Source organism: Sphingomonas sp. SORGH_AS_0870, assembly GCF_031453175.1.
Taxonomy (GTDB): domain Bacteria; phylum Pseudomonadota; class Alphaproteobacteria; order Sphingomonadales; family Sphingomonadaceae; genus Sphingomonas.
Map to the genome: position 1 here is coordinate 2881000 of NZ_JAVIYW010000002.1, position 21808 is coordinate 2902807.

Consider the following 21808-nt stretch of genomic DNA (forward strand, 5'->3'; position numbering starts at 1 on the left):
ATGGAGAGACTGACACCCATCGAACGCGACGCCGTGGCATCCGCCGCCGCCTATCCGATGCTGCCGCTGGTCGAGCAATGGGCCGCGATCAACAGCGGCACGCGCAACCTGCCCGGACTGGCGATCATGGCCGATCGGCTGGCCGAGCGATTCGGCACCCTGCCCGGCACGCTGACCCTGGTCGATCCCGACCGGGTCGAGCGGGTCGGTGCGGACGGGCGGCTCGCCCCCCTCGACCATGGCCGCCACCTGCATCTCTCGGTCCGGCGCGACGCGCCGGTGCAGATGCTGTTCACGGGCCATATGGACACCGTCTATCCGGCCGATCACCCCTTTCAGGCGGTGACGCGGCTCGACGCCAACCGCATCGGCGGGCCCGGCGTCGCCGACATGAAGGGCGGGCTGGCGGTCCTGCTCGCCGCGCTCCAGGCGGTGGAGGCGAGCCCGCTGGCCGAACGGTTCGGCTATGACGTCCTCATCAACTCCGACGAGGAAACCGGCTCCGCATCGTCGGCGGCGCTGATCGCGCGCGTCGCGGCGGGCAAGGTCGCCGCGCTGACCTATGAACCTGCGCTGCCCGACGGGACGCTGGCGGGTGCGCGCGGCGGCACCGGCAATTTCACCATCGTCGTGCGTGGGCGCAGCGCCCATGCGGGCCGCAATCCCGAGGAAGGGCGCAACGCCATCGTCGCCGCCGCACGGATCACGCTGGAACTGGCGCGGCTGGGCTCGGACGACATCACCGTCAACCCGGCGCGGATCGATGGCGGCGGGCCGAACAATGTCGTGCCCGACCTCGCCATGCTGCACGTCAATTTCCGCCCCCGCGCGCTCGCCGCGATCGAGCGGACCGGCCCCGCGATGCAGGCCATTGCCGAGCGGATCGCCGCCGAGCATGACGTGGGCGTGGCGGTGCATGGCAGCTTCAACCGTCCGCCCAAACCGATCGACGACGGTGCCGCCCGGCTGTTCGAGACGGTGCGCGCGGCGGGCGGCGATCTGGGTCTGACCATCGGCTGGCGCGACACGGGCGGGGTGTGCGACGGCAACAACATCGCCGCGGCCGGGGTTCCGGTGGTCGACACCATGGGCGTTCGCGGCGGCGCGATCCACTCGGCGGAGGAATATATGTTGATCGACAGCCTGGCCGAACGCGCGGGCTTGTCGGCGCTGACCATCCTGCGCATCATCGGTGCCGCATGAGCAGCTTCTGCATCCGCCCCGCGGTCGATAGCGACCTTCGCCATTTGTATGAAATGGCCAAGCTGACCGGCGGCGGCTTCACCAACCTGCCCCCCGACCGCCGCGCGCTGACCGCCAAGCTGGCGCGCAGCCATGAGGCCTTTGCGGGTGACGGCGACGGCAAGGTCAAGGACGAGCTGTTCGTCCTGATGCTGGAGGACCGCGCGACCGGCGAGGTGCGCGGCACCTGCCAGATCTTCACCCATGTCGGGCAGAAGCATCCCTTCTACAGCTATCGCATCGGCACGCTGACCCAGCATAGCCGCGAGCTGGAGCGCACCTTCCGCGCCGAGATGCTGTCGCTGACCACCGATCTGGAGGGCGCGAGCGAGGTCGGCGGTCTGTTCCTGCACCCCGGCGAGCGCGCGGGCGGGCTGGGCCTGCTGCTCGCGCGCAGTCGCTACCTGTTCATGCGCGCCAACCGGGCGCGCTTCGCCGACCGGGTGCTGGCCGAGCTGCGCGGGGTGATCGACGAGGCGGGGGGATCGCCCTTCTGGGACGGGCTGGCAGGGCGTTTCTTCGGGATGAATTTCCAGGAGGCCGACCAGTTCAATGCGATCCACGGCCACCAGTTCATCGCCGACCTGATGCCCAAGCATCCCATCTACACCGCGATGCTGACCGACACCGCGCGCGCCGCGATCGGCCTGCCCCACCCCTCGGGCCGCGCGGCGATGCGGATGCTGGAGAATGAGGGCTTCGCCTTCGAGCATTATATCGACATCTTCGACGGCGGTCCGACCATGACCGCGCGGACCGACCAGGTGCGCACCATCCGCGACGCGCGCGAAAGCCGGGTGGTCGCGATCGATGCGCATCCGGGGCGCGAGGCGCTGGTGGCGGCGGGACGGCTGACCGATTTCCGCTGCGCGCTGGCGGAGGTCCGCGACGGGGACGGCGGGGTCATCCTGTCCGAACAGGCCGCCAACACGCTCGACCTGGCGGTCGGCGACACCGTCCTGCATATCGATCGGTGAGCGTCATGCTGAGAGAGATCAACTTCGACGGCATCATCGGGCCGAGCCACAATTATGCGGGGCTCAGCCATGGCAATCTCGCCGCGACCCGCAATGCGGGCAGGACCTCGCACCCCCGCGCCGCCGCGCTTCAGGGGATCGCCAAGATGCGCGCGAATCTCGACCTGGGACTGGTGCAGGGCATCCTCCTGCCGCATCCCCGGCCCGATCATGGCTGGCTCGGGCGGCTGGCGACCGACTATGACGCCGCCTCGCCCGTCCTGAAGGCGCAAAGCCTGTCCGCCTCGGCGATGTGGGCGGCCAATGCGGCGACCGTCTCGCCCGCGCCCGACACGCGCGATGGGCGATGCCACCTGACCGTCGCCAACCTGCTGACCATGCCGCATCGCAGCCACGAATGGCCCGCGACGCTGGCGCAGCTCAAGCTGATCTTCGCCGATCCGGCCTTCGTCGTCCATCCGCCGGTCCCCGCCCCGTTCGGCGACGAGGGCGCGGCCAACCATATGCGGCTGTGCAGCGGCCACGATCATCCCGGGGTCGAGGTCTTCGTCTATGGCGAGAGCGGCGGCCCCTTCCCGGCGCGCCAGCACCGTCAGGCGTGCGAAGCCGTGGCACGTGCGCATCGCCTGTCGCCCGACCGGGTGCTGTTCGCGCGCCAGTCGGATGCCGCCATCGCGGCGGGCGCCTTCCATAACGATGTCGTCGCGGTCGCCAATGAACGCGTGCTGTTCGCGCATGAACAGGCCTTTGCCGACCGGGAGAGCCTCCACGCTAACCTGCGCACCCTGATGCCCGATGTCGAGATCGTCGAGGTGCCCGCCGCACGGGTCAGCCTGGAGGATGCCATCACCTCCTATCTGTTCAACGCACAGCTCGTCACCCCGCCGGACGGCCAGCCCACGCTGATCCTGCCGCAGGAGGCGCGCGACAACGCCGCCGTCTGGTCCTGGCTACAGGAGCATGTCGCGGGCAATGGCCCGATCCGGCGGCTGGAGGTGGTGAACGTCCGCGAATCGATGGCCAATGGCGGCGGCCCCGCCTGTCTGCGGCTGCGCGTCGTCGCCGACCCCGCGACCATCGACCCGCGCTTCCTGGTGGATCATGCCGCGCTCGACCGGATCGCCGCCGTCGTCGAGGCGCATTGGCCCGAGGCGATCGATCCGACCGGGATCGCCGATCCCCGCCTCGTCGCACAGGTCGAGGGGGCCCGGCGCGCGCTGCTGGAATCGCTCGACTGTCTCATATTGGCCGCCGGTTGAGGCTTGGCGCGGGGCCTGAGCGGTGGTGTAAAGCGCCGCATGTGGTCTCGCCTGGTCGCCCTGTTCACCATCAAGACGAAGTTCGAGGCGTTTCTCGTCATCTATGGGCTCGGCCTGGGCGCGGTCGAGCGCGGGATGCATTATCTGACCGCTTATCCGGGACTTCCCGGCAAGATCCTGTTCGCCGCCTGCCCCATTGCGGTGTTCATGGCGGGTGCGCGGATTCTGGACTCGCTGGAGCGGGACTATCGCGATTGACAGGATAAGTTGGTCGCGCGGTTCGCTGGCGACATTATCTGACAATCCGATGACTGGCCTAACCCACCTTCAGCGCCTCGAAGCCGAGAGCATCCACATCCTGCGCGAAGTCGTTGCCGAGACCGAAAGGCCGGTGATGCTCTATTCGGTCGGCAAGGATTCGGCCGTGATGCTCCATCTGGCCAAGAAGGCATTCTTCCCGGCGCGCCCCCCCTTCCCGCTGCTCCATGTCGACACGACCTGGAAGTTCCAGGCGATGTACGAACTGCGCAACCGTGCCGCCGAGGCGGCGGGGATGGAGCTGATCGTCCACCGCAATCCGGAGGCCGAGGCGCTGGGGATCAACCCGTTCGACCATGGCAGCCGCCACACCGACATGTGGAAGACCGAGGGGTTGAAGCAGGCGCTGACCGCGGGCGGCTATGACGCGGCGTTCGGCGGCGCGCGGCGCGACGAGGAAAAGAGCCGCGCCAAGGAGCGCGTCTTCTCCTTCCGCTCCGCCGCGCATGGCTGGGACCCCAAGGCGCAGCGGCCCGAGCTGTGGAACCTTTACAACAGCCGCATCCACAAGGGGGAGAGCATCCGCGTCTTCCCGCTGTCCAACTGGACCGAACTCGATATCTGGCAGTACATCCTTCAAGAAGGCATCGAGATCGTGCCGCTCTATTTCGCCGCCCCCCGCCCGACGGTGGAGCGCGACGGGATGCTGCTGATGGTCGATGACGACCGTTTCCGCCTGAAGCCGGGCGAGGTGCCGGTCGAACGCTCGATCCGTTTCCGCACGCTGGGCTGCTATCCGCTGACCGGCGCGGTCGAGAGCGAGGCGGCGACGCTGTCCGAGGTCATTCAGGAAATGCTGCTGACCACCACCTCGGAGCGGCAGGGGCGCGCGATCGACCACGATCAGGCCGCCAGCATGGAGAAGAAGAAGCGCGAGGGGTATTTCTGAGATGACCGCCTATCAACCCGATGCGCTGATCGCCGCCGATATCGACGCCTATCTCGCCACCCATGCCGCCAAGTCGATGCTGCGCTTCATCACCTGCGGCTCGGTCGATGACGGCAAGTCGACGCTGATCGGTCGGCTGCTCTATGATTCCAAGACCATTTTCGAGGATCAGCTCAGCCAGCTGGAGGCGGACAGCCGCCGCGTTGGCACCCAAGGAGCCAATATCGACTTCGCGCTGCTGGTCGACGGCCTCGCCGCCGAGCGCGAGCAGGGCATCACCATCGACGTCGCCTATCGCTTCTTCGCGACGGAGAAGCGCAAGTTCATCGTCGCCGATACGCCCGGTCACGAGCAATATACCCGCAACATGGTGACCGGCGCCTCGACCGCCGACCTGGCGGTGATCCTGATCGACGCGCGCAAAGGCGTGCTGACCCAGACGCGGCGGCACAGCTATCTGGCGCATCTGGTCGGCATCAAGGAGATCGTGCTGGCGGTCAACAAGATGGATCTGGTCGGCAACGACCAGTCGGTCTTCGATGCCATCGTCGCCGATTATGCCGCCTTCGCCCGCGGCATCGGGATCGAGCGTTTCACCGCCATCCCGCTGTCGGGACTGACCGGCGCGAACGTCACCACGCTGTCGCCCGACATGCCCTGGTATGACGGCCCGGCCCTGCTGCCGCATCTGGAGACGGTGGCGATCGACGGCGACCGCGCGGTCGCGGCGTCGTTCCGGATGCCGGTACAATGGGTCAACCGGCCCGACCTGGACTTTCGCGGCTTTGCCGGGCTGATCGCCAGCGGCCGGGTGTCGGTCGGCGACCGGGTGCGGATCGCGCCATCGGGCCGGACGACCAGCATCGCGCGGATCGTCACTTATGACGGCGACCGGGATCAGGCGATCGCAGGCGAGGCCGTGACCCTGGTGCTGGCCGAGGAGGTCGACTGCTCGCGCGGCGACGTGATCGCGGCGGCCGAGGACCCGCCCGAGGTCGCCGACCAGTTCGTCGCCACCATCGTCTGGATGGCCGATGCGCCGCTAGTGCCGGGGCGCAGCTATTCGCTCAAGCTCGGCACGCAGCTGGTCGGTGCGACCGTCCAGCCGCCACGTCATGTCGTCGATGTGAACAGTCAGGAGGAACGCCCCGCCGATACGCTGGCGCTCAACGATATCGGCCTGGCGGAAGTCTATGCCGACCGCCCGATCGTGTTCGAGCCCTATGCGAAGGGCAGCGCGCTGGGCGGTTTCATCCTGATCGACCGCGCGACCAATGCGACGGTCGCGGCGGGGATGATCGACCATGCGTTGCGCCGCGCGCAGAACGTCCACTGGCAGTCGACCGTCATCACCCGCGAGGCGCATGCCCGGCAAAAGGGACAGTCGCCGCGCGTGCTGTGGTTCACCGGCCTGTCGGGGTCGGGCAAGTCGACCATCGCCAATCTGGTCGAACAGAAGCTGCACGCCATGGGCCGCCACAGCTTCCTGCTGGACGGCGACAATATCCGCCACGGGCTGAACCGCGACCTGGACTTCTCCGAAGCCGGGCGGGTCGAGAATATCCGCCGCGTGGGCGAGGTCGCCAGGCTGATGGCCGATGCGGGCCTGATCGTGCTGACCGCCTTCATCTCGCCCTTCAAGGCCGAGCGCGACATGGTCCGCGCGCTGCTGCCCGAAGGGGAATTCGTCGAGATCTTCATCGACACGCCGCTGGCCGTCGCCGAGGAGCGCGACGTGAAGGGCCTGTATGCCAAGGCGCGCGCGGGCGAGATTGCCGAGTTCACCGGCATCTCCAGCCCCTATGAAGCGCCCGAACGGCCGGAAATCCGCGTCGACACGACGAAGGAGACGGCGGAACAGGCCGCCTCGCGGATCGTGGAGCATGTACTGGGCGTCTGGAGCTACGACCTGTGACCGATGCCAAACTCGCACGAGCCATCGCCGTCGAGGCGGGGGCGCTGCTCCGCGATTTGCAGGTTAATGGCGGGCTGGAAGGCGCGGCGCTGGGTGCCAGGGGGGATCGTGACGCCAACACGCTGATCCTCGACCGGCTGCGCGCCGCACGGCCGGACGATTTCATCCTGTCCGAAGAGTCGCTCGACGACCGCGCCCGGTGCGCGGCCAGCCGGGTGTGGATCGTCGACCCGCTCGACGGCACGCGCGAATATGCCGAGGGGTCGGACGAATGGGCGGTGCATATCGGCCTCGCCATCGACGGTCGCCCGGCGCTCGGCGCGGTGGCCGTCCCGGCGCGGGGGCAGGTGTTCGCAACCGACGACCTTCCCCCGGTCCATCCCCCCTGCCCGGCGGGCCTGCGCGTCGTCGTCAGCCGCAGCCGCGCGCCCGAGATCGCGCGGTGCGTCGGCGACCGGCTCGGCGCGACGCTGATCCCGATGGGGTCGGCGGGGGCCAAGGCGATGGCGGTGGTCGAGGGGCGTGCGGATGTCTATCTGCATGACGGCGGCCAATATGAATGGGACAATTGCGCCCCCGCCGCCGTTGCCCTGGCCGCCGGGCTTCATGCCTCGCGCATCGACGGCAGTCCGCTCGTCTATAATTGCGCGAATCCCCTGCTGCCCGATCTGTTGATCTGTCGGCGCGAGGTCGCCGCGCAGGTGCTGGACGCGATCGCGCGCGGATAGCGCGCGACCGGGCCCACCCATCCCGTCCCGGCAGGCGACCGCGACTGTTACAGGTAACCTTGTAACGTCACATCGGCTGGTCCATGGGGAATATATGCCGCCTGCCCCCCTTGCCCCTTCCGTTACGCGGTCCGCCCGATGACGTTCATTCCCCTGGCCTTCGGTCTTGCGGCGATGATGGCGACGCTGGCGGGCGGATTGCTGGCGCTGCGTCTCCAGCACCGGATCGGGCTGGTCCTGGGCGTGACCGCCGGGATCGTGCTGGGCGTCGCGCTGTTCGACCTGATTCCCGAGGCGCTGGGGCTCGCCGAGGGGCGCTGGCCGGTGCGCGGGCTGATGCTGTTCTCCGCCGCCGGGCTGGGCGGCTATATGCTGCTCGACCGGCTATTGGCGGGCATCCCACGCGCCGCCGAATCCTGGCGCGGGCATCTGGGCCCGGCCATGCTCTGCCTGCACAGCCTGATGGACGGGTTGGGCATCGGGCTGGCGTTTCAGATCGATACGGCGGCGGGATGGATGATCGCGCTGGCCGTGCTGACCCATGACGTGGCGGACGGCGTGAACACGGTCAGCCTGAGCCTCGCCGCCCGCTCCGAAGCGGCGGCGCGGCGCTGGTTGCTGGTCAACGGGCTGGCACCGATGCTGGGCGTGGTGCTGGGGCTGGCCATCGCGATCCCCAGCGGGATGCTCGCGCCGCTGATGGCGCTGTTCGCCGGGGCCTTCCTCTATATCGGCGCGTGCGAGCTGGTGCCGCGCAGCCGGGCGCTCGATCCCCGGCTCTGGACCAGCATGGCGACGCTGGCGGGCATGGCCCTGATGCTGGGCGTCACGCATTTCGCCCATTGAGGCGGGACCGCCGCCGGATCGCGAGGAGCCGGCGGCGATACCCCAAATGTCAGGCGGGCTGAACCGCTTCCGCCGCCGCGTTCGCGCCGCCTTCGGCCAGGCCGGTCAACTTCTCGTCGGTCGCCTTTTCCTCGGCCAGCGTCTCGTCCAGGATCGCCGCGCAGTCGCTGCGCCCTAGCTGCCGCGCCCAGGCGACCAGCGTGCCGTAACGGGCGATCTCATAATGCTCGACCGCCTGCGCCGCCGCGATCAGGGCCGCGTCCAGCACCTGCTTGTCGGCGACCTCGCCCGCGACCTCATTGGCCTCCTTGATGATGCCGTCGATCGCCGGGCAGGTGACCGCCTTCGCGGTCGTCCCGTGCATCTCGAACACCTGTTCCAGCCGCCGGATCTGCCCCTCGGTCTCGCGCAGATGCTGCTCGAAGCCCGCCTTCAACTGCGGGTCGGTCGCCTTCTCGATCATCTTGGGCAGCGCCTTGGTGATCTGATGCTCGGCGTAATAGATATCCTGCAACTGGTGGACGAACAGATCGTCCAGCGTCGCGATGTCCTTGCTGAATAGGCCCATGATCCGTCTCCTTCGTGATGGTCAGCGGTCGGCCGAGCCGGGCTCGGCGATCTTGCGATGGGCTTCGGCCAGCACCGATTGCGGGACGACGCCTGCTGCGGCGACCTGCACCTTGTTCATCAGCCCGGCGGTGATGCGCCCCCGGCCCGCCTTCATCGCGTCCCAGCCGGTGCGCGCGACCTGGGCGGGGTCGTCCTTGTCCATCGCCCCGACGCGGGTGTCGAGCATATCGGCGCGCGCGAAGAATTCGGTGTCGGTCGGTCCGGGCATCAGCGTGGTCAGCGTGACGCCCTTCTGCTCCTTCAACTCGTTGCGCAGCGCCTCGGTGAAATTGTCGATGAACGCCTTGGTCGCATTGTAGATCGCGTTGAACGGGCCGGGGATGAAGCCGACGATCGACCCGGTGACCAGCACCTTGCCCTCGCCATGCCGGACCATGCCGGTCAGCACCCGCTGGAGCAGATGGACGGTGCCGGTGACGTTGGTGTCGATCGATCGCCGCCAGTCCTCCACCGGCTGGTCGAGGAACGCGCCGCCCTTGCTGTTACCCGCATTGGCGCACAGCACGTCGATCCGCCGCCCGTCCGCCGCCGCCAGCAGCGTGTCGACGCCCTCCAGCGTGGACAGGTCGGCCTCGACCGCCTGTACATGCGTGCCGAGCGCGGCCAGATCGGCGGCGGCGGTGTGGATAGCCGGTTCGTCCGCGACGATCAGCAGGTCATAGCCGTCCCGCGCCGCGCACGCCGCCAGATGATAGCCGATGCCCGAAGAAGCGCCGGTCACGATTGCGAATGTCTCTGCCATGTCGGACCTCCTTATTGACCGGGCTTCAGCACGATCTTGGTCACTTCGTTCTGCTTGTCGTGGAACATGCGATACCCCTCGGGCGCCTGTTCGAGCGGAAGCCGGTGCGAGATCAGGAAGGTCGTATCGATCTTCCCCTCCATGATCGCGTCGAGCAGGCCGGGCAGGTAATGCTGGACATGCGTCTGCCCGGTCTTGAGCGTCAGCCCCTTCTGCATCACGGCACCCAGCGGGAATTTGTCGACAAAGCCGCCATAGACGGCGGGCATCGACACCCGGCCGCCCTTGCGCACCGCCAGGATCGCCTGGCGGATGGCGTGGATGCGATCGGTGCCCAGGAAGGTCGATGCCTTGATCTGGTCGATGGCGTTGTCGACGAACAGGCCGTGCGCCTCCAGCCCGACCGAGTCGATCACCGCATCGGGGCCGATCCCGCCGGTCATGACCATCAGCGCGTCATAGGTCGCGCTTTCCTCGAAATTGATCGTCTCGGCGCCGAACTGGCGGGCGAGCTCCAGCCGGTGCGGGAAATGGTCGATCGCGATAACCCGCTCCGCGCCCATCAGGAACGCCGACTGGACCGCGAAGAGGCCCACCGGGCCGCAGCCCCAGACCGCGACCGTGTCGCCAGGCTCGATCTGGGCATTCTCGGCCGCCATCCAGCCGGTGGGCAGGATGTCGGAAAGGAACAGCACCTTCTCGTCGTCTACCCCTTCTGGGATGACGATGGGGCCGGTATCGCTGAACGGCACGCGGACATATTCCGCCTGTCCGCCCGCATAGCCGCCGGTCATGTGGCTGTATCCGAACAGCCCGGCCATCGGATGGCCATAGATTTCGCGCGCGATATCCTGATTGTCGGCGGGCAGCCCGTTCTCGCAACCCGAATATTGATGCTTGCCGCAATGATAGCAGGCGCCGCAGGCGATGGTGAACGGCACCACCACCTTCTGCCCCTTTTTCAGCGTCGAGGCGGAGCCGGTCTCGACCACCTCGCCCATGAACTCATGGCCCAATATGTCGCCCGACTTCATGGTTGGGATATAGCCGTCATAGAGGTGCAAATCCGATCCGCAGATGGCGGTCGCCGTCACCCGGATGATCGCGTCGCGCGGGTTGACGATGCCGGGGTCTTCGACATTGTCGATACGGACGTCATGCTTGCCGTGCCAGGTCAGCGCCTTCATGCACCCTGCTCCTCGAACTGCTTGGGGTTCATCGCATTGGTCGCGACCTCGCCGGTTTCCATCAGCTGTTTGAAGCGGGCGAGATCGCGGCGGAGCTGGATATTGGGTTCGCGCTGGAACAGCTTGGCGACCAGCTTGCCGATGACCCCGGCGGGCGGGTCATAGAGGATCGTCGCGGTCACGACGGTGCCGCGCGCGCCCGCGTCGCGGAAGGTGATGCGTCCCGAATTGGCGACATCGGCCCCCTCGGCGGAGGCCCAGGCGATCAGCCGGCCCTCCTCTTCCTCGGTCACGATCGCATCCCATTCGACGGTCGTCCCGCCGGGCGCCTTGACCACCCAGTGCGAGCGCGTGGCATCGATCCTGTCGATCCGTTCGACATTCTCCATCACGCTCGCCAGATTGGGAAAGTCGCGCCACCAGGCGAACAGCTCGCCCGCCGGGCGGTTGATCGTGGTCGCACAGGCGGTCAGGCTGTCGCCGCGATCCGCGATCGCCTCATGGGTCGCGATCCGGACCGCGGCGTCCGTGTCCTTCGCCGTCGAAAGCGGCGCGTCGTCATAGGGTCTGTCGGCGCTATCCGGCATAAGCCTCTCCTCGTTCCGAGCCCGGACAGCGTCGGGTGAGGCGGCTTGTTCCGTGATTTACATCGGTTTTACAGTATCTTGACAAACATCAATCACCCATGTGGGTGATTGATCCAATTCCGCGACCGATGGTGGGCGGCTCAGTCGGCCATGACCCGGATCTGTGCCCGCCTGACCTTGCGCGCCAGCTGACGGGGATCGGGGATGGTCATCGACCGCGACGACCAGATCAGATCGCCCGCGCGCCGGGCGGCCTGGAGCATCCGGTTGACGTGCACCGCGGTCAGCCCCAGCGCATCGGCCAGGGTTTCCTGCGTGATCGGCAGCTCGAAGCTGCGGCCATGGCTCAGGTCGCTCAACGCCAGCCGTTCGTGCAGCTCCAGCATCAGGTCGCCGATCCGCTCCATCGCGTTCATCCGCCCCAGCCGCGCGATCTGCGCCAGCAGATACGCCTCGTCGAGCGCATGTCCCACCGCATAGGCCTGGTCCAGCGCGGGCGAGACGCCCCAGTCGGGCGGCACGCAGCTCGTCACCTCGGTCAGCGAGATGACCGTGGTCGGTGCGACTGCACGGGCGTGATGATAGAGGCCGACCACATCGCCCGGCAGGACGAAGTTGAGGAACTGCCGCCGCCCATCGAGCAGGATGCGCACCCGCGCGGCCCAGCCGGACAGGATCAGGTGCGGCGTCACGATGTCGCGCCCCTCGACCAGCAACTCGCGACGCGGCCGGAAGACGGTCGGACGGCCCATCGCTTCCATCAGCGCGGCGACGGCGGCCTGGTCGAGCGTCGCCAGCCGCGACAGACGCTGGAGCGCGGGCGGCGAACTGCCGAGCGGTCGGCTGAGGCTCAGGCTCATGGGATATATCCCCATGGCGAACGGGCCGAGGCGGGCATCCGGTCTCGCGATGCGTCGTCGCCCGGCACCCCATATCGATCATAGGAACGGCAGATCTTCATCGCAGGCTATCCTCTTCGGGCCGCCGACCATCGGTCATGCGGCGAGGGCGATGACGCGAAACACGTCACCGGGGAAAAGATCGTGTCGGATCCAACGCGGCGATCGCACCGACCATGTCATCCGTCGTCGATGCGCCCTCCCGAACTTGCACACCGTGTCGGATGCCGCAGCGGCGATTTCCGTTCACATTGTGTACGAACAACAATCCGCCGGGCTCCATAATTCAAATCAATATCCAGATTATTTCGTGCGTTAGCGCGAAAAACAGGGCGAGCCGTGCTTGCATGCGGCCCATTTGGGGTGGTGATTGCGCCGGGCGGCATAGCGGTCGCGACCGCGCGGCCGGGACGGCGCGATTTGGGTCATGGCACATTCCCTTTCGGCGCGACGGCCCTATGGTGCGCGCCTTTTCCTCAAGAGGTTCCATCGATGCGTTTCGCCCAACTGACCCGCCAGCCCGACGATCCCCTGTTGCGGATCATCGGCCAGCACGCCGCCGATCCCCGCAGCGACAAGATCGACCTGGGCGTCGGCGTCTTCCGCGACGAGGCGGGGCGGACTCCGGTGATGACCGCGGTCAAGGCGGCGGAGGCGCGGTTGCTGTCCGAACAGTCGACCAAATCCTATCTGGGGCCGGAGGGCGATGTCGGCTTCGTCCAGGCGCTTGGCGAGCTGGTGCTGGGCCAGGTCGTGCCCGCCGACCGCCGGGTCGGGTTGCAGACGCCGGGCGGCACCGGGGCGCTGCGCCTCGCCGCCGAGCTGCTGGCGCGCGCGGGCGTGCCGCGCATCTGGATCGGCAGCCCGAGCTGGGCCAACCATGCCCCGCTGTTCAAGCAGGCGGGGGTCGAGCCCGCCCTGATCCCCTGCTACGACCTGACCAGCCAGCATTTCGACCTGGACGGCTTCCTCGCCGGTCTGGGCGGCGCGGCACAGGGCGATGCGGTGCTGCTGCACGGCTGTTGCCACAATCCGATCGGGATCGATCCCGATGCGCAGGGCTGGGCCGCGATCGCGCAGCATGTCGCCGACCATGCGCTGCTGCCGGTGGTCGATCTCGCCTATCAGGGGCTGGGCGACGGGTTCGATATCGATGCGGCGGGCGCGCGCACGATCCTGTCGGCGGTGCCGGAAGCGCTGCTCGCCTATTCCTGCGACAAGAATTTCGGGCTGTATCGCGAGCGGACCGGCGCGCTGTTCGCGCTGTCGCCCGATGCCGATACGGGCGCGGTCGTGCTGTCCAACCTGCTGGCGCTGGCGCGCGCCAACTGGTCGATGCCGCCCGACCACGGCGCGGCGATCGTCCGCATCATCCTGGAGGACGCAGCCCTGACCCGCGAATGGCGCGACGAGCTGGAGACGATGCGCCAGCGGCTCGCCAGCCTGCGCGCCGCCCTGGCGGCGGGCGGGCGGATCGGCGCGATCGATCTGGCGGCGGTCGCCCATGGCAAGGGCATGTTCGCCACCCTGCCCCTCTCCCCCAGCCAGGTCGCCTGGCTGCGCGACCGGCACGGCATCTACATGGCCGGATCGGGGCGGATCAACATCGCCGGGTTCAGCACCGCCGCGATCGCGCGCTTCCACGACGCGCTGCGCGATATGGTCGCGAACGGGGTGGCCTGATCCAGCGGCTCCCGCCGTTCGCTTGGGGCGGCGGGAGTCCCTTGGCCTTCGACTTCGCTCAGGCTGAACGGGGGTTGGGGATGGGACCTGCTACAACACCCCGTTCAGCCTGAGCGAAGTCGAAGGCCACGCCACCCGGCCAGCAAAAAGGGGCGCATCCGAACCACCGGATGCGCCCCTTTTTCTAGGAAGCGGGCCGGATCACCCGGCCCACCCCACCTTACTTGCCCGAATGGACGAAGCGGTTGACGATATTCTCGATCCGCTCCTGACGGCCCGAACGGGGCTTGGGATCGATCGCCTTCTGCTCGGCGAGGTCGGCGATCCCGGCCAAGTCGAGGCTGCCGACCTGCTGGCCGAACTCGCCGGTCCAGCCCGCATAGCGCTCGGTCTTGATCGCATCCAGGCGGCCGTCCTCGATCAGCGCGGCGGCGTTGAGCAGGCCCTTGGCCACCACGTCGATCCCGCCGACATGGCCATGGAACAGGTCGACCGCGTCCATCGACTGGCGGCGCACCTTGGCGTCGAAGTTGAAGCCACCGGTGGTGAAGCCGCCCGCCCGGATGATCTCGATCATCGCCAGCGTCAGCTCCTCGACCGAGTTGGGGAATTGATCCGTATCCCAGCCATTCTGGTGGTCGCCACGATTGGCGTCGATCGAACCGAAGATGCCCAGCGCGCCCGCCGTCGCGATCTCATGCTCGAAGGTATGGCCCGCCAGCGTGGCGTGGTTCGCCTCGATATTGACCTTCACTTCGTTTTCCAGGCCATAGGCCTTCAAGAAGCCGTACACGGTCGCGGTGTCGAAGTCGTACTGGTGCTTGGTCGGCTCGTGCGGCTTCGGCTCGATCAGGATGGTGCCGGTGAAGCCGATCTTGTGCTTGTGCTCGACCACCAGGCTCAGGAAGCGACCCAGATTGTCCAGCTCGCGCTTCATGTCGGTGTTGTGCAGCGTCTCATAGCCTTCGCGACCGCCCCACAGCACATAGTTGGCGCCGCCCAGCCGATGTGTAGCCTCCAGCGCGTCGCGGACCTGCATCGCGCCGAACGCATAGACTTCGGGGTCCGGGTTCGTCGCGCCACCGGCGGCGAAGCGCGGATGGCTGAACAGATTGGCGGTGCCCCAGAGGAGCTTGCGGCCCGACGAGGCCTGGAGCTGTTCGAGATGATCGACCGCCTCGGCGAAATAGCGGCGATGCTCGGCAACGCCCTGCGCATCGGCCATCACATCGACATCGTGGAAGCAGTAATAGGGCACGTCCAGCTTCGAGAAGAAGTCGAATGCCACTTCGCGCTTCTGCGCGGCCGCCGCGCTGTCGTTCGCGCCCGCATGCCAGGGGCGGTTGAACGTGCCGCCGCCGAACACGTCCGAACCCGGCCAGCAGAAGGTGTGCCAGAAGCAGGCGGCGAAGCGCAGATGCTCCTCCATCGTCTTGCCCAGCACGACGCGGTTCTTGTCGTAGAAGCGATAGGCCAGCTCATTGTCGCTGTCCGGGCCTTCGTAACGGATCGTCGGGATGTCGGCGAAGAAATCGGTAGCCATTTAGAAGCTCCTCGGGGTGATACGGGAATAGCTGTCGCGGAAACGCGCGATCTTGGGGGCGAAACGCTCGGCGAGCGCCGCGTCGGGCGCGATGCTGTGGGAAACGGGCGGAGGCGCACAGACCGCCTCGGGCGAACCGCCATCGACCGCCAGCTGGGCGAGCCGCGCCGCGCCCAGTGCCGGGCCGACCTCGCCGCCCTTTAGATAAACGAGCTCGACGTTCAGCGCGGCGGCCAGCGTCTGGCCCCAATAGGACGACCGCGCGCCGCCGCCGATGACGGACAACTGCGTGAGTTCGGTCCCGGCGTCGCGCAGCACCGACAGGCCATCGGCCAACGCAAAGGCCACGCCCTCCAGCACCGCCTGCGCCAGCCGCTCCGGCGTGGTGTCATGATCGAGGCCCAGGAACGCGCCGCGCACCTCGGCATCGTTATGCGGCGTCCGCTCGCCCGACAGATAGGGCAGGAAGATTTCCGGGCCGCTCGCCGGGCCAACGCTTTCGGCACGGGCGAACAGTTCCGCCGCGCCCGCCGCGCCGGTCAGCCGCGCAACCCAGTCGATGCACGCCGCCGCCGACAGATGCACCGACATCTGGTGCCACAGGTCCGGCAGACAATGGCAAAAGGCATGGACGGCACCGGCCGGATTGGGGCGGAAATCCTTGGTCGCGGCGAAGATCACCCCCGACGTGCCCAGCGACAGCAGCGCATCGCCGTCCTTGACCACGCCGACGCCGACCGCTCCGGCGGCATTGTCGCCACCGCCGCCCGCGACCGGCACCCGGTCCAGCCCCCAGGCCTCCGCCACCTCGGCGCGCAGGCGGCCGGTCTGCGCCGTCCCCTCGACCGCCTGCGGCATCTGCTCGCGGGTCAGCCCGGTCGCAGAGAGGATGTCGTCGCTCCATTCACGGCGTTCGACGTCGAGCCACAGCGTGCCCGCCGCATCCGACACGTCGGACGCCTTCTCGCCGGTCATCCGCAGCCGGACATAATCCTTGGGCAGCAGGACGATCCGGATCTTCGCGAACGTTTCCGGCTCGTGATGCGCGACCCAGAGCAACTTGGGCGCGGTGAAGCCCGGCATCGCCAGATTGCCCGCGACCCGGTGGAGTTCGGGCGCCTTCGCCTCCAGCTCGGCGCATTCGGCATGGCTGCGGCCGTCATTCCACAGGATGCCCGGACGCAGCACCTGATCGTCCGCGCCCAGCAACGTCGCGCCGTGCATCTGCCCGGCCAGACCGATGCCGCGCACCGAGCGGCGCACCGCCGGGTCGATGGCGCGGACCGCCGCCGTCGTCGCCTGCCACCAGGCCTCCGGATCCTGTTCGGACCAGAGCGGATGCGGCCGCTGCACGGTCAGCGCGGCGGTCCCCTGCCCCACCACCGCGCCATGTTCGTCCAGCACGACGGCCTTGACGCCCGAAGTGCCGATATCGATGCCCAGAAACATGGCCCGGTCCTTACTTCACGAACGGATCGATGGTCGGGATCGTGCCGTCCGGGTTGAACCTCAGCTCGGTCATCTTGACGTTGCGCAGGTGGTTCTTCCCCGACAGCTGGGTGTCGGCGTAGAACAGCCACCACTTGCCCTTCCACTCGACGATCGAATGATGGGTGGTCCAGCCCTGCACCGGGCTCAGGATATGGCCCTTATAGGTGAAGGGGCCATAGGGGCTGGTCCCGATCGCATAGTTCAGGAAATGCGTGTCGCCGGTCGAATAGGTGTAATAATATTTGCCGTCGCGCTTGAAGACCCAGGATGCCTCGAAGAAGCGGCGGTCATGGTCGCCGCCCAGCACCGGCTTGCCCTGTTCGTCGAGGATCACGACGTCGCGCGGGGTCTCCGCAAAGGTCTTCATGTCGGGGTTCAGCTTGGCGATCTTGCCCGAAATGGCGGGCTGGTCGTCCTGCTTCAGGTCGGTGTCGCTGCCGTTCGGATCATATTTGCCGTCCTTCCAGCGCTGGAGCTGCCCGCCCCAGATGCCGCCGAAATACATGTACGCCGTGCCGTTCGTATCCTGGAAGACGGCGGGGTCCATCGAGAAGCTGCCGGGGATCGCCTCGGGCTCGGCCTTGAAGGGGCCCATCGGGTTCTTCGAGGTGGCGACGCCGATGCGGAACGCGCCCAGACCGTTCTTGTCCTTGGTCTTATCGCGCGCCGGGAAATAGAGATAATAGGTGCCGTCCTTATAGGCGGCATCGGGCGCCCACATCTGCTGCGAGGCCCAGGGCACATCCTTCACGTCGAGCGCGACGGGGCCGACGGTGACCGGACCGCCCGGCTCGTCCATGCGCAGCACGCGATAGTCGCGCATCGCATATTGGTTGCCGAGATCGTCGTCCTTGGTCTCGGTGGGGATGTCGTGGCTGGGATAGATACACATCTTGCCGTCGCCCCAGACATGGGCGGACGGATCGGCGGTGAAGATGTCGCGGACCAGCGGCTGCGACAGATAATGGCGACCGTCGGGGGCGGTCGGGTTGGTGTCGTTGGACGTCGCGGCTGTTTCCTGCGCCGTGTTCCCGGCGTCGGTCGACGTTCCGCAGGCCGTCGTGCAAAGACCCAGCACGGCCACGCTGGCCATCATCAAGCGCTTCATCGCTTACCTCTCCCTTTCGCTCCATCTTCGGAGCTTTCGAGTAACGATAGCGCTATCAAGCGGAAGGATGCAAGGTCGGTTCATCGTTTTCCGGTGGCGACCCGACGTGGCCGTCGGCTTCGCTTGGGCGGTCGGGCATTCGGGACCAGGCCACCCGCTCCACCCCGCTTGACAACACCCCGCCCCGCATAGTTGGTAACGATACCCGATACGGTGAACGAACAGACCGACACGCCCATGTCGGCGCAATTTCCAGGACAGAGGATGACCGCATGGCCCTTCGCCTTTCGCAGCCGCGCTGGCTGATCGCCGCCGGACTGGCGCTGGTTCCGCTCCACGCCGCGCCCGCCCAGATGGCCACCCAGGCCCCCGCCGTGGTGCCGGGCGCGAAGCCCGTGACGATCGAGCGGATCAAGGTCCATTCGCTCGCGATCGAAGGCAATCTGGAGGGCAACAGCCCCGACCGCGACGTCATCGTGGTGCTGCCCCCCGACTATGCCAGGGACAAGGCGCACCGCTATCCGGTGGTCTATGCGCTGCACGGCTATTCGATCGGCGCGGACCAGTGGACGAAGGAGATCCATGTCCCCTCCTCGATCGAGGGCGCATTCGCGCGCGGCGTGCCGCCGATGATCCTGGTCTTTCCCGACAGCCGGACGATGCACAACGGGTCGATGTACTCCTCGTCGCAGACGGTCGGCGATTTCGAGCGTTTCGTCAGCCACGACCTGATCGCCGCGATCGACGCGCGCTATCGCACCATCGCCCGCCGCGAAGCCCGTGGCCTGGTCGGTCATTCGATGGGCGGATATGGCACGTCGCGGATCGGGATGAAGCATGCCGACATGTACGGCGCCATCTATATGATGAGCCCCTGCTGCCTGTCGCCACGCATGATGGCGCGGCCCGAGGGGACCGACGAGACGCTGCTGACCGGCCTGGCCTCGCCGAAGGAATCGGAGAAGCTGAACTGGGGCCAGCGCGCGATGCTCGCCGCCTCGGCCGCCTGGTCCCCCGATCCGAAGAACCCGCCGCTCTATCTCGACCTGCCGGTCAAGGACGGCAAGGTGCGGGACGACGTGATGGCCAAGTGGCTCGCCAACACGCCGCTGGCCTTTGTCGACCAGTATATCACGCCGTTGCGCAGCTATCGTGCGATCGCGCTGGACGTGGGCTCGCAGGACGGGTTGAAGGCGGATGCGCAGGCGCTGCACGACACGCTGGACCGCTATGGCATCGCGCATCGGTTCGAGATTTACGAGGGCGATCACGTCAACCGGATCGGCGTTCGTTTCCAGGACAAGGTGCTGCCCTTCTTTGGAGAAATGTTGACGGCCAAGGGCGGCCGGTGATGCGCCCGTCGCGGCGCGGGGTCCTGCACGGGCTGACCGCCGGCGCGGTTTCGGGCTCGCTGGCGGGGCCGGTCGGCGCCCGTCCGGCGGCCGCGCCCGACCCGACTCACACGCTCTGGTATCGCCAGCCCGCCAAGGCCTGGACCGAGGCGCTGCCGGTCGGCAACGGGCGGCTGGGGGCGATGGTCTTTGGCGGCGTGGCGCGCGAGCGGTTGCAGCTCAACGAGGATTCGCTGTGGAGCGGCGGCCCCTATGACCCGGTCAACCCCGCCGCCCGCGCCGCCCTGCCCCAAGTCCGCCGCCTGATCGCGGCGGGGCAGTGGAAGGAGGCGCAGGCCCTGGCCGACAAGGCGCTGCTGGGCATTCCGCGCACCCAGATGCCCTATCAGCCGCTGGGCGACCTGATACTCAACTGGCCGGGGCTGAGCGATGCCGATGCGACCGGCTATCAGCGGCAACTCGATCTCGACACCGCGACCGCGACGACGCGCTTCTCGGTGGGCGGGGTGGAGCATCGGCGGACCGTCTTTGCCTCGCCGGTCGATCAGTTGCTGATGGTGCGGATCGAGGCGGATCGCACCTTCGACCTCGACATCGCGCTGACCTCGCCACAACCCGACGCGCGGGTCGAGGCACAGGTCGAGGCGGCGGACATGCGGCTGACGCTGACCGGACGCAATGCCGATCATGCGGCGGTGAAGGCGGTGCTGCGCTTTGCCGCGCAGATCCAGGCCCGGACCGTCGGCGGCCGGGTGACGGTGTCGGGCGACCGGCTGGCGGTGCGCGGCGCGCGCGCGGTGACGCTGCGGGTCGCGATGGCCACCAGCTATCGGCGGTTCGACGACCATGGCGGCGATCCGGTCGCGCTGACCGCCGCGACTCTCCGCAAGGCCGCCGCCCGCAGGGACGATCGGATCGCCGCCGACGCGGTGGCCGAGCATCGCCGCCTCTATGCGCGCGTCCGCCTCGACCTCGGCACCAGTCCGCAGGGTTCGCGCGCGACCGACGAACGGGTCCGCGCCGACCGCGCGGTCGATGACCCGGCGCTGGCGACCCTGTATTTCAACTATGGCCGCTATCTGCTGATCGCCTGTTCGCGCCCCGGCGGACAGGCGGCCAATCTGCAAGGGCTGTGGAACGAGAGCACGAACCCGCCCTGGGGTTCCAAATACACGGTCAACATCAACACCGAGATGAACTACTGGCCCGCCCAGCCGACGGGGCTGGGCGAATGCGTCGCGCCGCTGGTCGCCATGATCCGCGACCTGGCCGTCACGGGCGAGCGGACCGCGCGCGAGATGTATGGCGCGCGCGGCTGGGTCTGTCACCACAACACCGATCTGTGGCGCGCGACCGCGCCGATCGACGGCGCCCCCTGGGGCATGTGGCCGACCGGCGGTGCCTGGCTGTGCACCCATTTGTGGGAGCATTATGACTATGGCCGCGACCGGGCCTTCCTCGCCTCGGTCTATCCGCTGATGCGCGGGGCGGCGCTGTTCTTCCTCGACGCGCTTCAGACCGATGCCCGGACCGGGCTGCTCGTCACCAGCCCTTCGCTATCGCCCGAGAACGAACATGCCCCCGGCGTCTCGATCTGCGCGGGGCCGGCGATGGATCAGCAGATCCTGCGCGACCTGTTCGATCAGGTGGCCCGCGCCGCCGCGATCCTGAACACCGATACCGCCTTCGCCCGGCAGGTTCGCGAGGCGCGCGACCGCCTCGCCCCCGATCGGATCGGGCGCGATGGCCAGTTGCAGGAATGGCAGGAGGATTGGGACGGCCGCGCGCCCGATCCGCACCACCGCCATGTCTCGCACCTCTATGCGCTTTTCCCCAGCGACCAGATCACCCCCGACCGCACGCCCGCGCTCGCCAACGCGGCCCGCCGCTCGCTGGAGATACGCGGCGACCAGTCGACCGGCTGGGCCACCGCCTGGCGCGCGAACCTCTGGGCGCGGCTGCACGATGGCGAGCATGCGCACCGGATCATCGCCTATCTGCTGGGGCCGCAGCGCACCTATCCCAATCTGTTCGACTCGCACCCGCCCTTTCAGATCGACGGCAATTTCGGCGGCACGCGAGCGATGGTCGAGATGCTGATGCAGAGCCGCGACGACGAGATCCTGCTGCTCCCCGCCCTCCCCCGCGCCTGGCACAGCGGATCGGTCGCCGGGCTGCGCGCCCGCGGGCGGACGCGGGTCGATCTGGTCTGGCGAGAGGGTCGGCTGGTTTCGGCGACGCTGACCGGCGATCTGGCGGGCAGGCGGACCGTGCGGCTGGGCGGGCGCCGGGTCGCGGTGACGCTCGCCCCCGGCCGCCCCGTGCACCTCGACGGCGCCGATCTGGCCTGACCGTCTTTCGGCGGCACAAATTCCCCGCTTTTTCAATCGCAAGGCAATGGACAGCGGCGGT

General features: G+C 67.9%; 19 protein-coding genes. 11 read left to right on the plus strand and 8 right to left on the minus strand.

Going from position 1 to position 21808, the window contains the following annotated elements:
* The 8 genes from QE363_RS13405 to QE363_RS13440 all read left to right on the plus strand — a co-directional run bounded on the left by QE363_RS13405 (position 1) and on the right by QE363_RS13440 (position 8174).
* Positions 1-1203, plus strand: a complete 1203-nt coding sequence (locus QE363_RS13405) for a hydrolase (RefSeq protein ID WP_309696002.1) — start codon at positions 1-3, stop codon at positions 1201-1203.
* A complete protein-coding gene (locus tag QE363_RS13410; protein WP_309696004.1) occupies positions 1200-2219 on the plus strand; it encodes an arginine N-succinyltransferase in 1020 nt (339 codons plus the stop codon). Before QE363_RS13405 ends, QE363_RS13410 begins: the two co-directional genes overlap by 4 nt.
* 5 nt (positions 2220-2224) lie before the next feature.
* Positions 2225-3478 (plus strand): N-succinylarginine dihydrolase, encoded by a 1254-nt coding sequence (locus QE363_RS13415; RefSeq protein ID WP_309696006.1) that lies wholly within the window; start codon positions 2225-2227, stop codon positions 3476-3478.
* Positions 3479-3517: 39 nt separating this feature from the next.
* Positions 3518-3736, plus strand: coding sequence for a hypothetical protein (locus tag QE363_RS13420; protein WP_307099352.1), 219 nt, complete (start codon positions 3518-3520; stop codon positions 3734-3736).
* 49 nt (positions 3737-3785) lie between these two features.
* Positions 3786-4685 carry a sulfate adenylyltransferase subunit CysD gene (cysD, locus tag QE363_RS13425; protein WP_058744137.1) on the plus strand — a complete coding sequence of 300 codons (900 nt, stop codon included), beginning with the start codon at positions 3786-3788 and terminating at the stop codon, positions 4683-4685.
* 1 nt (position 4686) lies between these two features.
* Positions 4687-6600, plus strand: coding sequence for a sulfate adenylyltransferase subunit CysN (gene cysN / locus QE363_RS13430; RefSeq protein WP_309696009.1), 1914 nt, complete (start codon positions 4687-4689; stop codon positions 6598-6600).
* Complete coding sequence (locus QE363_RS13435) at positions 6597-7328, plus strand: 3'(2'),5'-bisphosphate nucleotidase CysQ (protein ID WP_309696010.1); 732 nt, start codon at positions 6597-6599, stop codon at positions 7326-7328. Before cysN ends, QE363_RS13435 begins: the two co-directional genes overlap by 4 nt.
* Positions 7329-7466: 138 nt before the next feature.
* The gene (locus QE363_RS13440; protein ID WP_309696012.1) at positions 7467-8174 is read left to right on the plus strand and encodes a ZIP family metal transporter; all 708 of its coding nucleotides are present in this window, start codon (positions 7467-7469) and stop codon (positions 8172-8174) included.
* Positions 8175-8223: 49 nt separating this feature from the next.
* Here the strand turns inward: QE363_RS13440 and QE363_RS13445 are convergent, their stop codons facing one another.
* The 5 genes from QE363_RS13445 to QE363_RS13465 all read right to left on the minus strand — a co-directional run bounded on the left by QE363_RS13445 (position 8224) and on the right by QE363_RS13465 (position 12180).
* A complete protein-coding gene (locus QE363_RS13445) occupies positions 8224-8742 on the minus strand; it encodes a ferritin-like domain-containing protein (RefSeq protein ID WP_309696014.1) in 519 nt (172 codons plus the stop codon).
* 21 nt (positions 8743-8763) lie between these two features.
* Positions 8764-9546, minus strand: a complete 783-nt coding sequence (locus tag QE363_RS13450) for an SDR family NAD(P)-dependent oxidoreductase (RefSeq protein ID WP_309696016.1) — start codon at positions 9544-9546, stop codon at positions 8764-8766.
* 11 nt (positions 9547-9557) lie between these two features.
* Positions 9558-10733, minus strand: a complete 1176-nt coding sequence (locus tag QE363_RS13455; RefSeq protein WP_309696018.1) for a zinc-dependent alcohol dehydrogenase — start codon at positions 10731-10733, stop codon at positions 9558-9560.
* Positions 10730-11320 carry an SRPBCC family protein gene (locus QE363_RS13460; RefSeq protein WP_309696020.1) on the minus strand — a complete coding sequence of 197 codons (591 nt, stop codon included), beginning with the start codon at positions 11318-11320 and terminating at the stop codon, positions 10730-10732. Before QE363_RS13460 ends, QE363_RS13455 begins: the two co-directional genes overlap by 4 nt.
* Before the next feature lie 140 nt (positions 11321-11460).
* Positions 11461-12180 (minus strand): helix-turn-helix domain-containing protein, encoded by a 720-nt coding sequence (locus QE363_RS13465; RefSeq protein WP_309696022.1) that lies wholly within the window; start codon positions 12178-12180, stop codon positions 11461-11463.
* A 531-nt stretch (positions 12181-12711) separates the two neighbouring features.
* Between QE363_RS13465 and QE363_RS13470 the strand changes: the two genes are divergently transcribed.
* On the plus strand, positions 12712-13902 hold the full coding sequence (locus QE363_RS13470; protein ID WP_309696024.1) for an aromatic amino acid transaminase: 1191 nt from the start codon (positions 12712-12714) through the stop codon (positions 13900-13902).
* A 220-nt stretch (positions 13903-14122) separates the two neighbouring features.
* Here the strand turns inward: QE363_RS13470 and xylA are convergent, their stop codons facing one another.
* The 3 genes from xylA to QE363_RS13485 are packed head-to-tail and all read right to left on the minus strand — an operon-like array spanning position 14123 to position 18044.
* Entirely contained in the window at positions 14123-15445 is a 1323-nt protein-coding gene (gene xylA, locus QE363_RS13475) for a xylose isomerase (protein WP_309696026.1), read from the minus strand.
* Positions 15446-16894, minus strand: coding sequence for a xylulokinase (gene xylB, locus QE363_RS13480; RefSeq protein WP_309696028.1), 1449 nt, complete (start codon positions 16892-16894; stop codon positions 15446-15448).
* 10 nt (positions 16895-16904) lie between these two features.
* The gene (locus tag QE363_RS13485) at positions 16905-18044 is read right to left on the minus strand and encodes a glycoside hydrolase family 43 protein (RefSeq protein WP_309696030.1); all 1140 of its coding nucleotides are present in this window, start codon (positions 18042-18044) and stop codon (positions 16905-16907) included.
* Between the two features lie 272 nt (positions 18045-18316).
* On the opposite strand from QE363_RS13485, the gene QE363_RS13490 reads away from it, so the two are divergent.
* Positions 18317-19396, plus strand: a complete 1080-nt coding sequence (locus tag QE363_RS13490; protein WP_309696032.1) for an alpha/beta fold hydrolase — start codon at positions 18317-18319, stop codon at positions 19394-19396.
* Positions 19396-21747, plus strand: a complete 2352-nt coding sequence (locus tag QE363_RS13495; RefSeq protein ID WP_309698201.1) for a glycoside hydrolase family 95 protein — start codon at positions 19396-19398, stop codon at positions 21745-21747. Before QE363_RS13490 ends, QE363_RS13495 begins: the two co-directional genes overlap by 1 nt.
* The last annotated feature ends 61 nt before the right edge of the window (positions 21748-21808 follow it).

What these genes read in the sequence shown, in the direction of transcription:
- QE363_RS13405 (WP_309696002.1), top strand. Translation starts at nt 1, where the DNA reads ATGGAGAGACTGACACCCATCGAACGCGACGCCGTGGCATCCGCCGCC.
- QE363_RS13410 (WP_309696004.1), top strand. Translation starts at nt 1,200, where the DNA reads ATGAGCAGCTTCTGCATCCGCCCCGCGGTCGATAGCGACCTTCGCCAT.
- QE363_RS13415 (WP_309696006.1), top strand. Translation starts at nt 2,225, where the DNA reads ATGCTGAGAGAGATCAACTTCGACGGCATCATCGGGCCGAGCCACAAT.
- QE363_RS13420 (WP_307099352.1), top strand. Translation starts at nt 3,518, where the DNA reads ATGTGGTCTCGCCTGGTCGCCCTGTTCACCATCAAGACGAAGTTCGAG.
- cysD (WP_058744137.1), top strand. Translation starts at nt 3,786, where the DNA reads ATGACTGGCCTAACCCACCTTCAGCGCCTCGAAGCCGAGAGCATCCAC.
- cysN (WP_309696009.1), top strand. Translation starts at nt 4,687, where the DNA reads ATGACCGCCTATCAACCCGATGCGCTGATCGCCGCCGATATCGACGCC.
- QE363_RS13440 (WP_309696012.1), top strand. Translation starts at nt 7,467, where the DNA reads ATGACGTTCATTCCCCTGGCCTTCGGTCTTGCGGCGATGATGGCGACG.
- QE363_RS13445 (WP_309696014.1), bottom strand. Translation starts at nt 8,742, where the DNA reads ATGGGCCTATTCAGCAAGGACATCGCGACGCTGGACGATCTGTTCGTC.
- QE363_RS13450 (WP_309696016.1), bottom strand. Translation starts at nt 9,546, where the DNA reads ATGGCAGAGACATTCGCAATCGTGACCGGCGCTTCTTCGGGCATCGGC.
- QE363_RS13455 (WP_309696018.1), bottom strand. Translation starts at nt 10,733, where the DNA reads ATGAAGGCGCTGACCTGGCACGGCAAGCATGACGTCCGTATCGACAAT.
- QE363_RS13460 (WP_309696020.1), bottom strand. Translation starts at nt 11,320, where the DNA reads ATGCCGGATAGCGCCGACAGACCCTATGACGACGCGCCGCTTTCGACG.
- QE363_RS13465 (WP_309696022.1), bottom strand. Translation starts at nt 12,180, where the DNA reads ATGAGCCTGAGCCTCAGCCGACCGCTCGGCAGTTCGCCGCCCGCGCTC.
- QE363_RS13470 (WP_309696024.1), top strand. Translation starts at nt 12,712, where the DNA reads ATGCGTTTCGCCCAACTGACCCGCCAGCCCGACGATCCCCTGTTGCGG.
- xylA (WP_309696026.1), bottom strand. Translation starts at nt 15,445, where the DNA reads ATGGCTACCGATTTCTTCGCCGACATCCCGACGATCCGTTACGAAGGC.
- xylB (WP_309696028.1), bottom strand. Translation starts at nt 16,894, where the DNA reads ATGTTTCTGGGCATCGATATCGGCACTTCGGGCGTCAAGGCCGTCGTG.
- QE363_RS13485 (WP_309696030.1), bottom strand. Translation starts at nt 18,044, where the DNA reads ATGAAGCGCTTGATGATGGCCAGCGTGGCCGTGCTGGGTCTTTGCACG.
- QE363_RS13490 (WP_309696032.1), top strand. Translation starts at nt 18,317, where the DNA reads ATGGCCCTTCGCCTTTCGCAGCCGCGCTGGCTGATCGCCGCCGGACTG.
- QE363_RS13495 (WP_309698201.1), top strand. Translation starts at nt 19,396, where the DNA reads ATGCGCCCGTCGCGGCGCGGGGTCCTGCACGGGCTGACCGCCGGCGCG.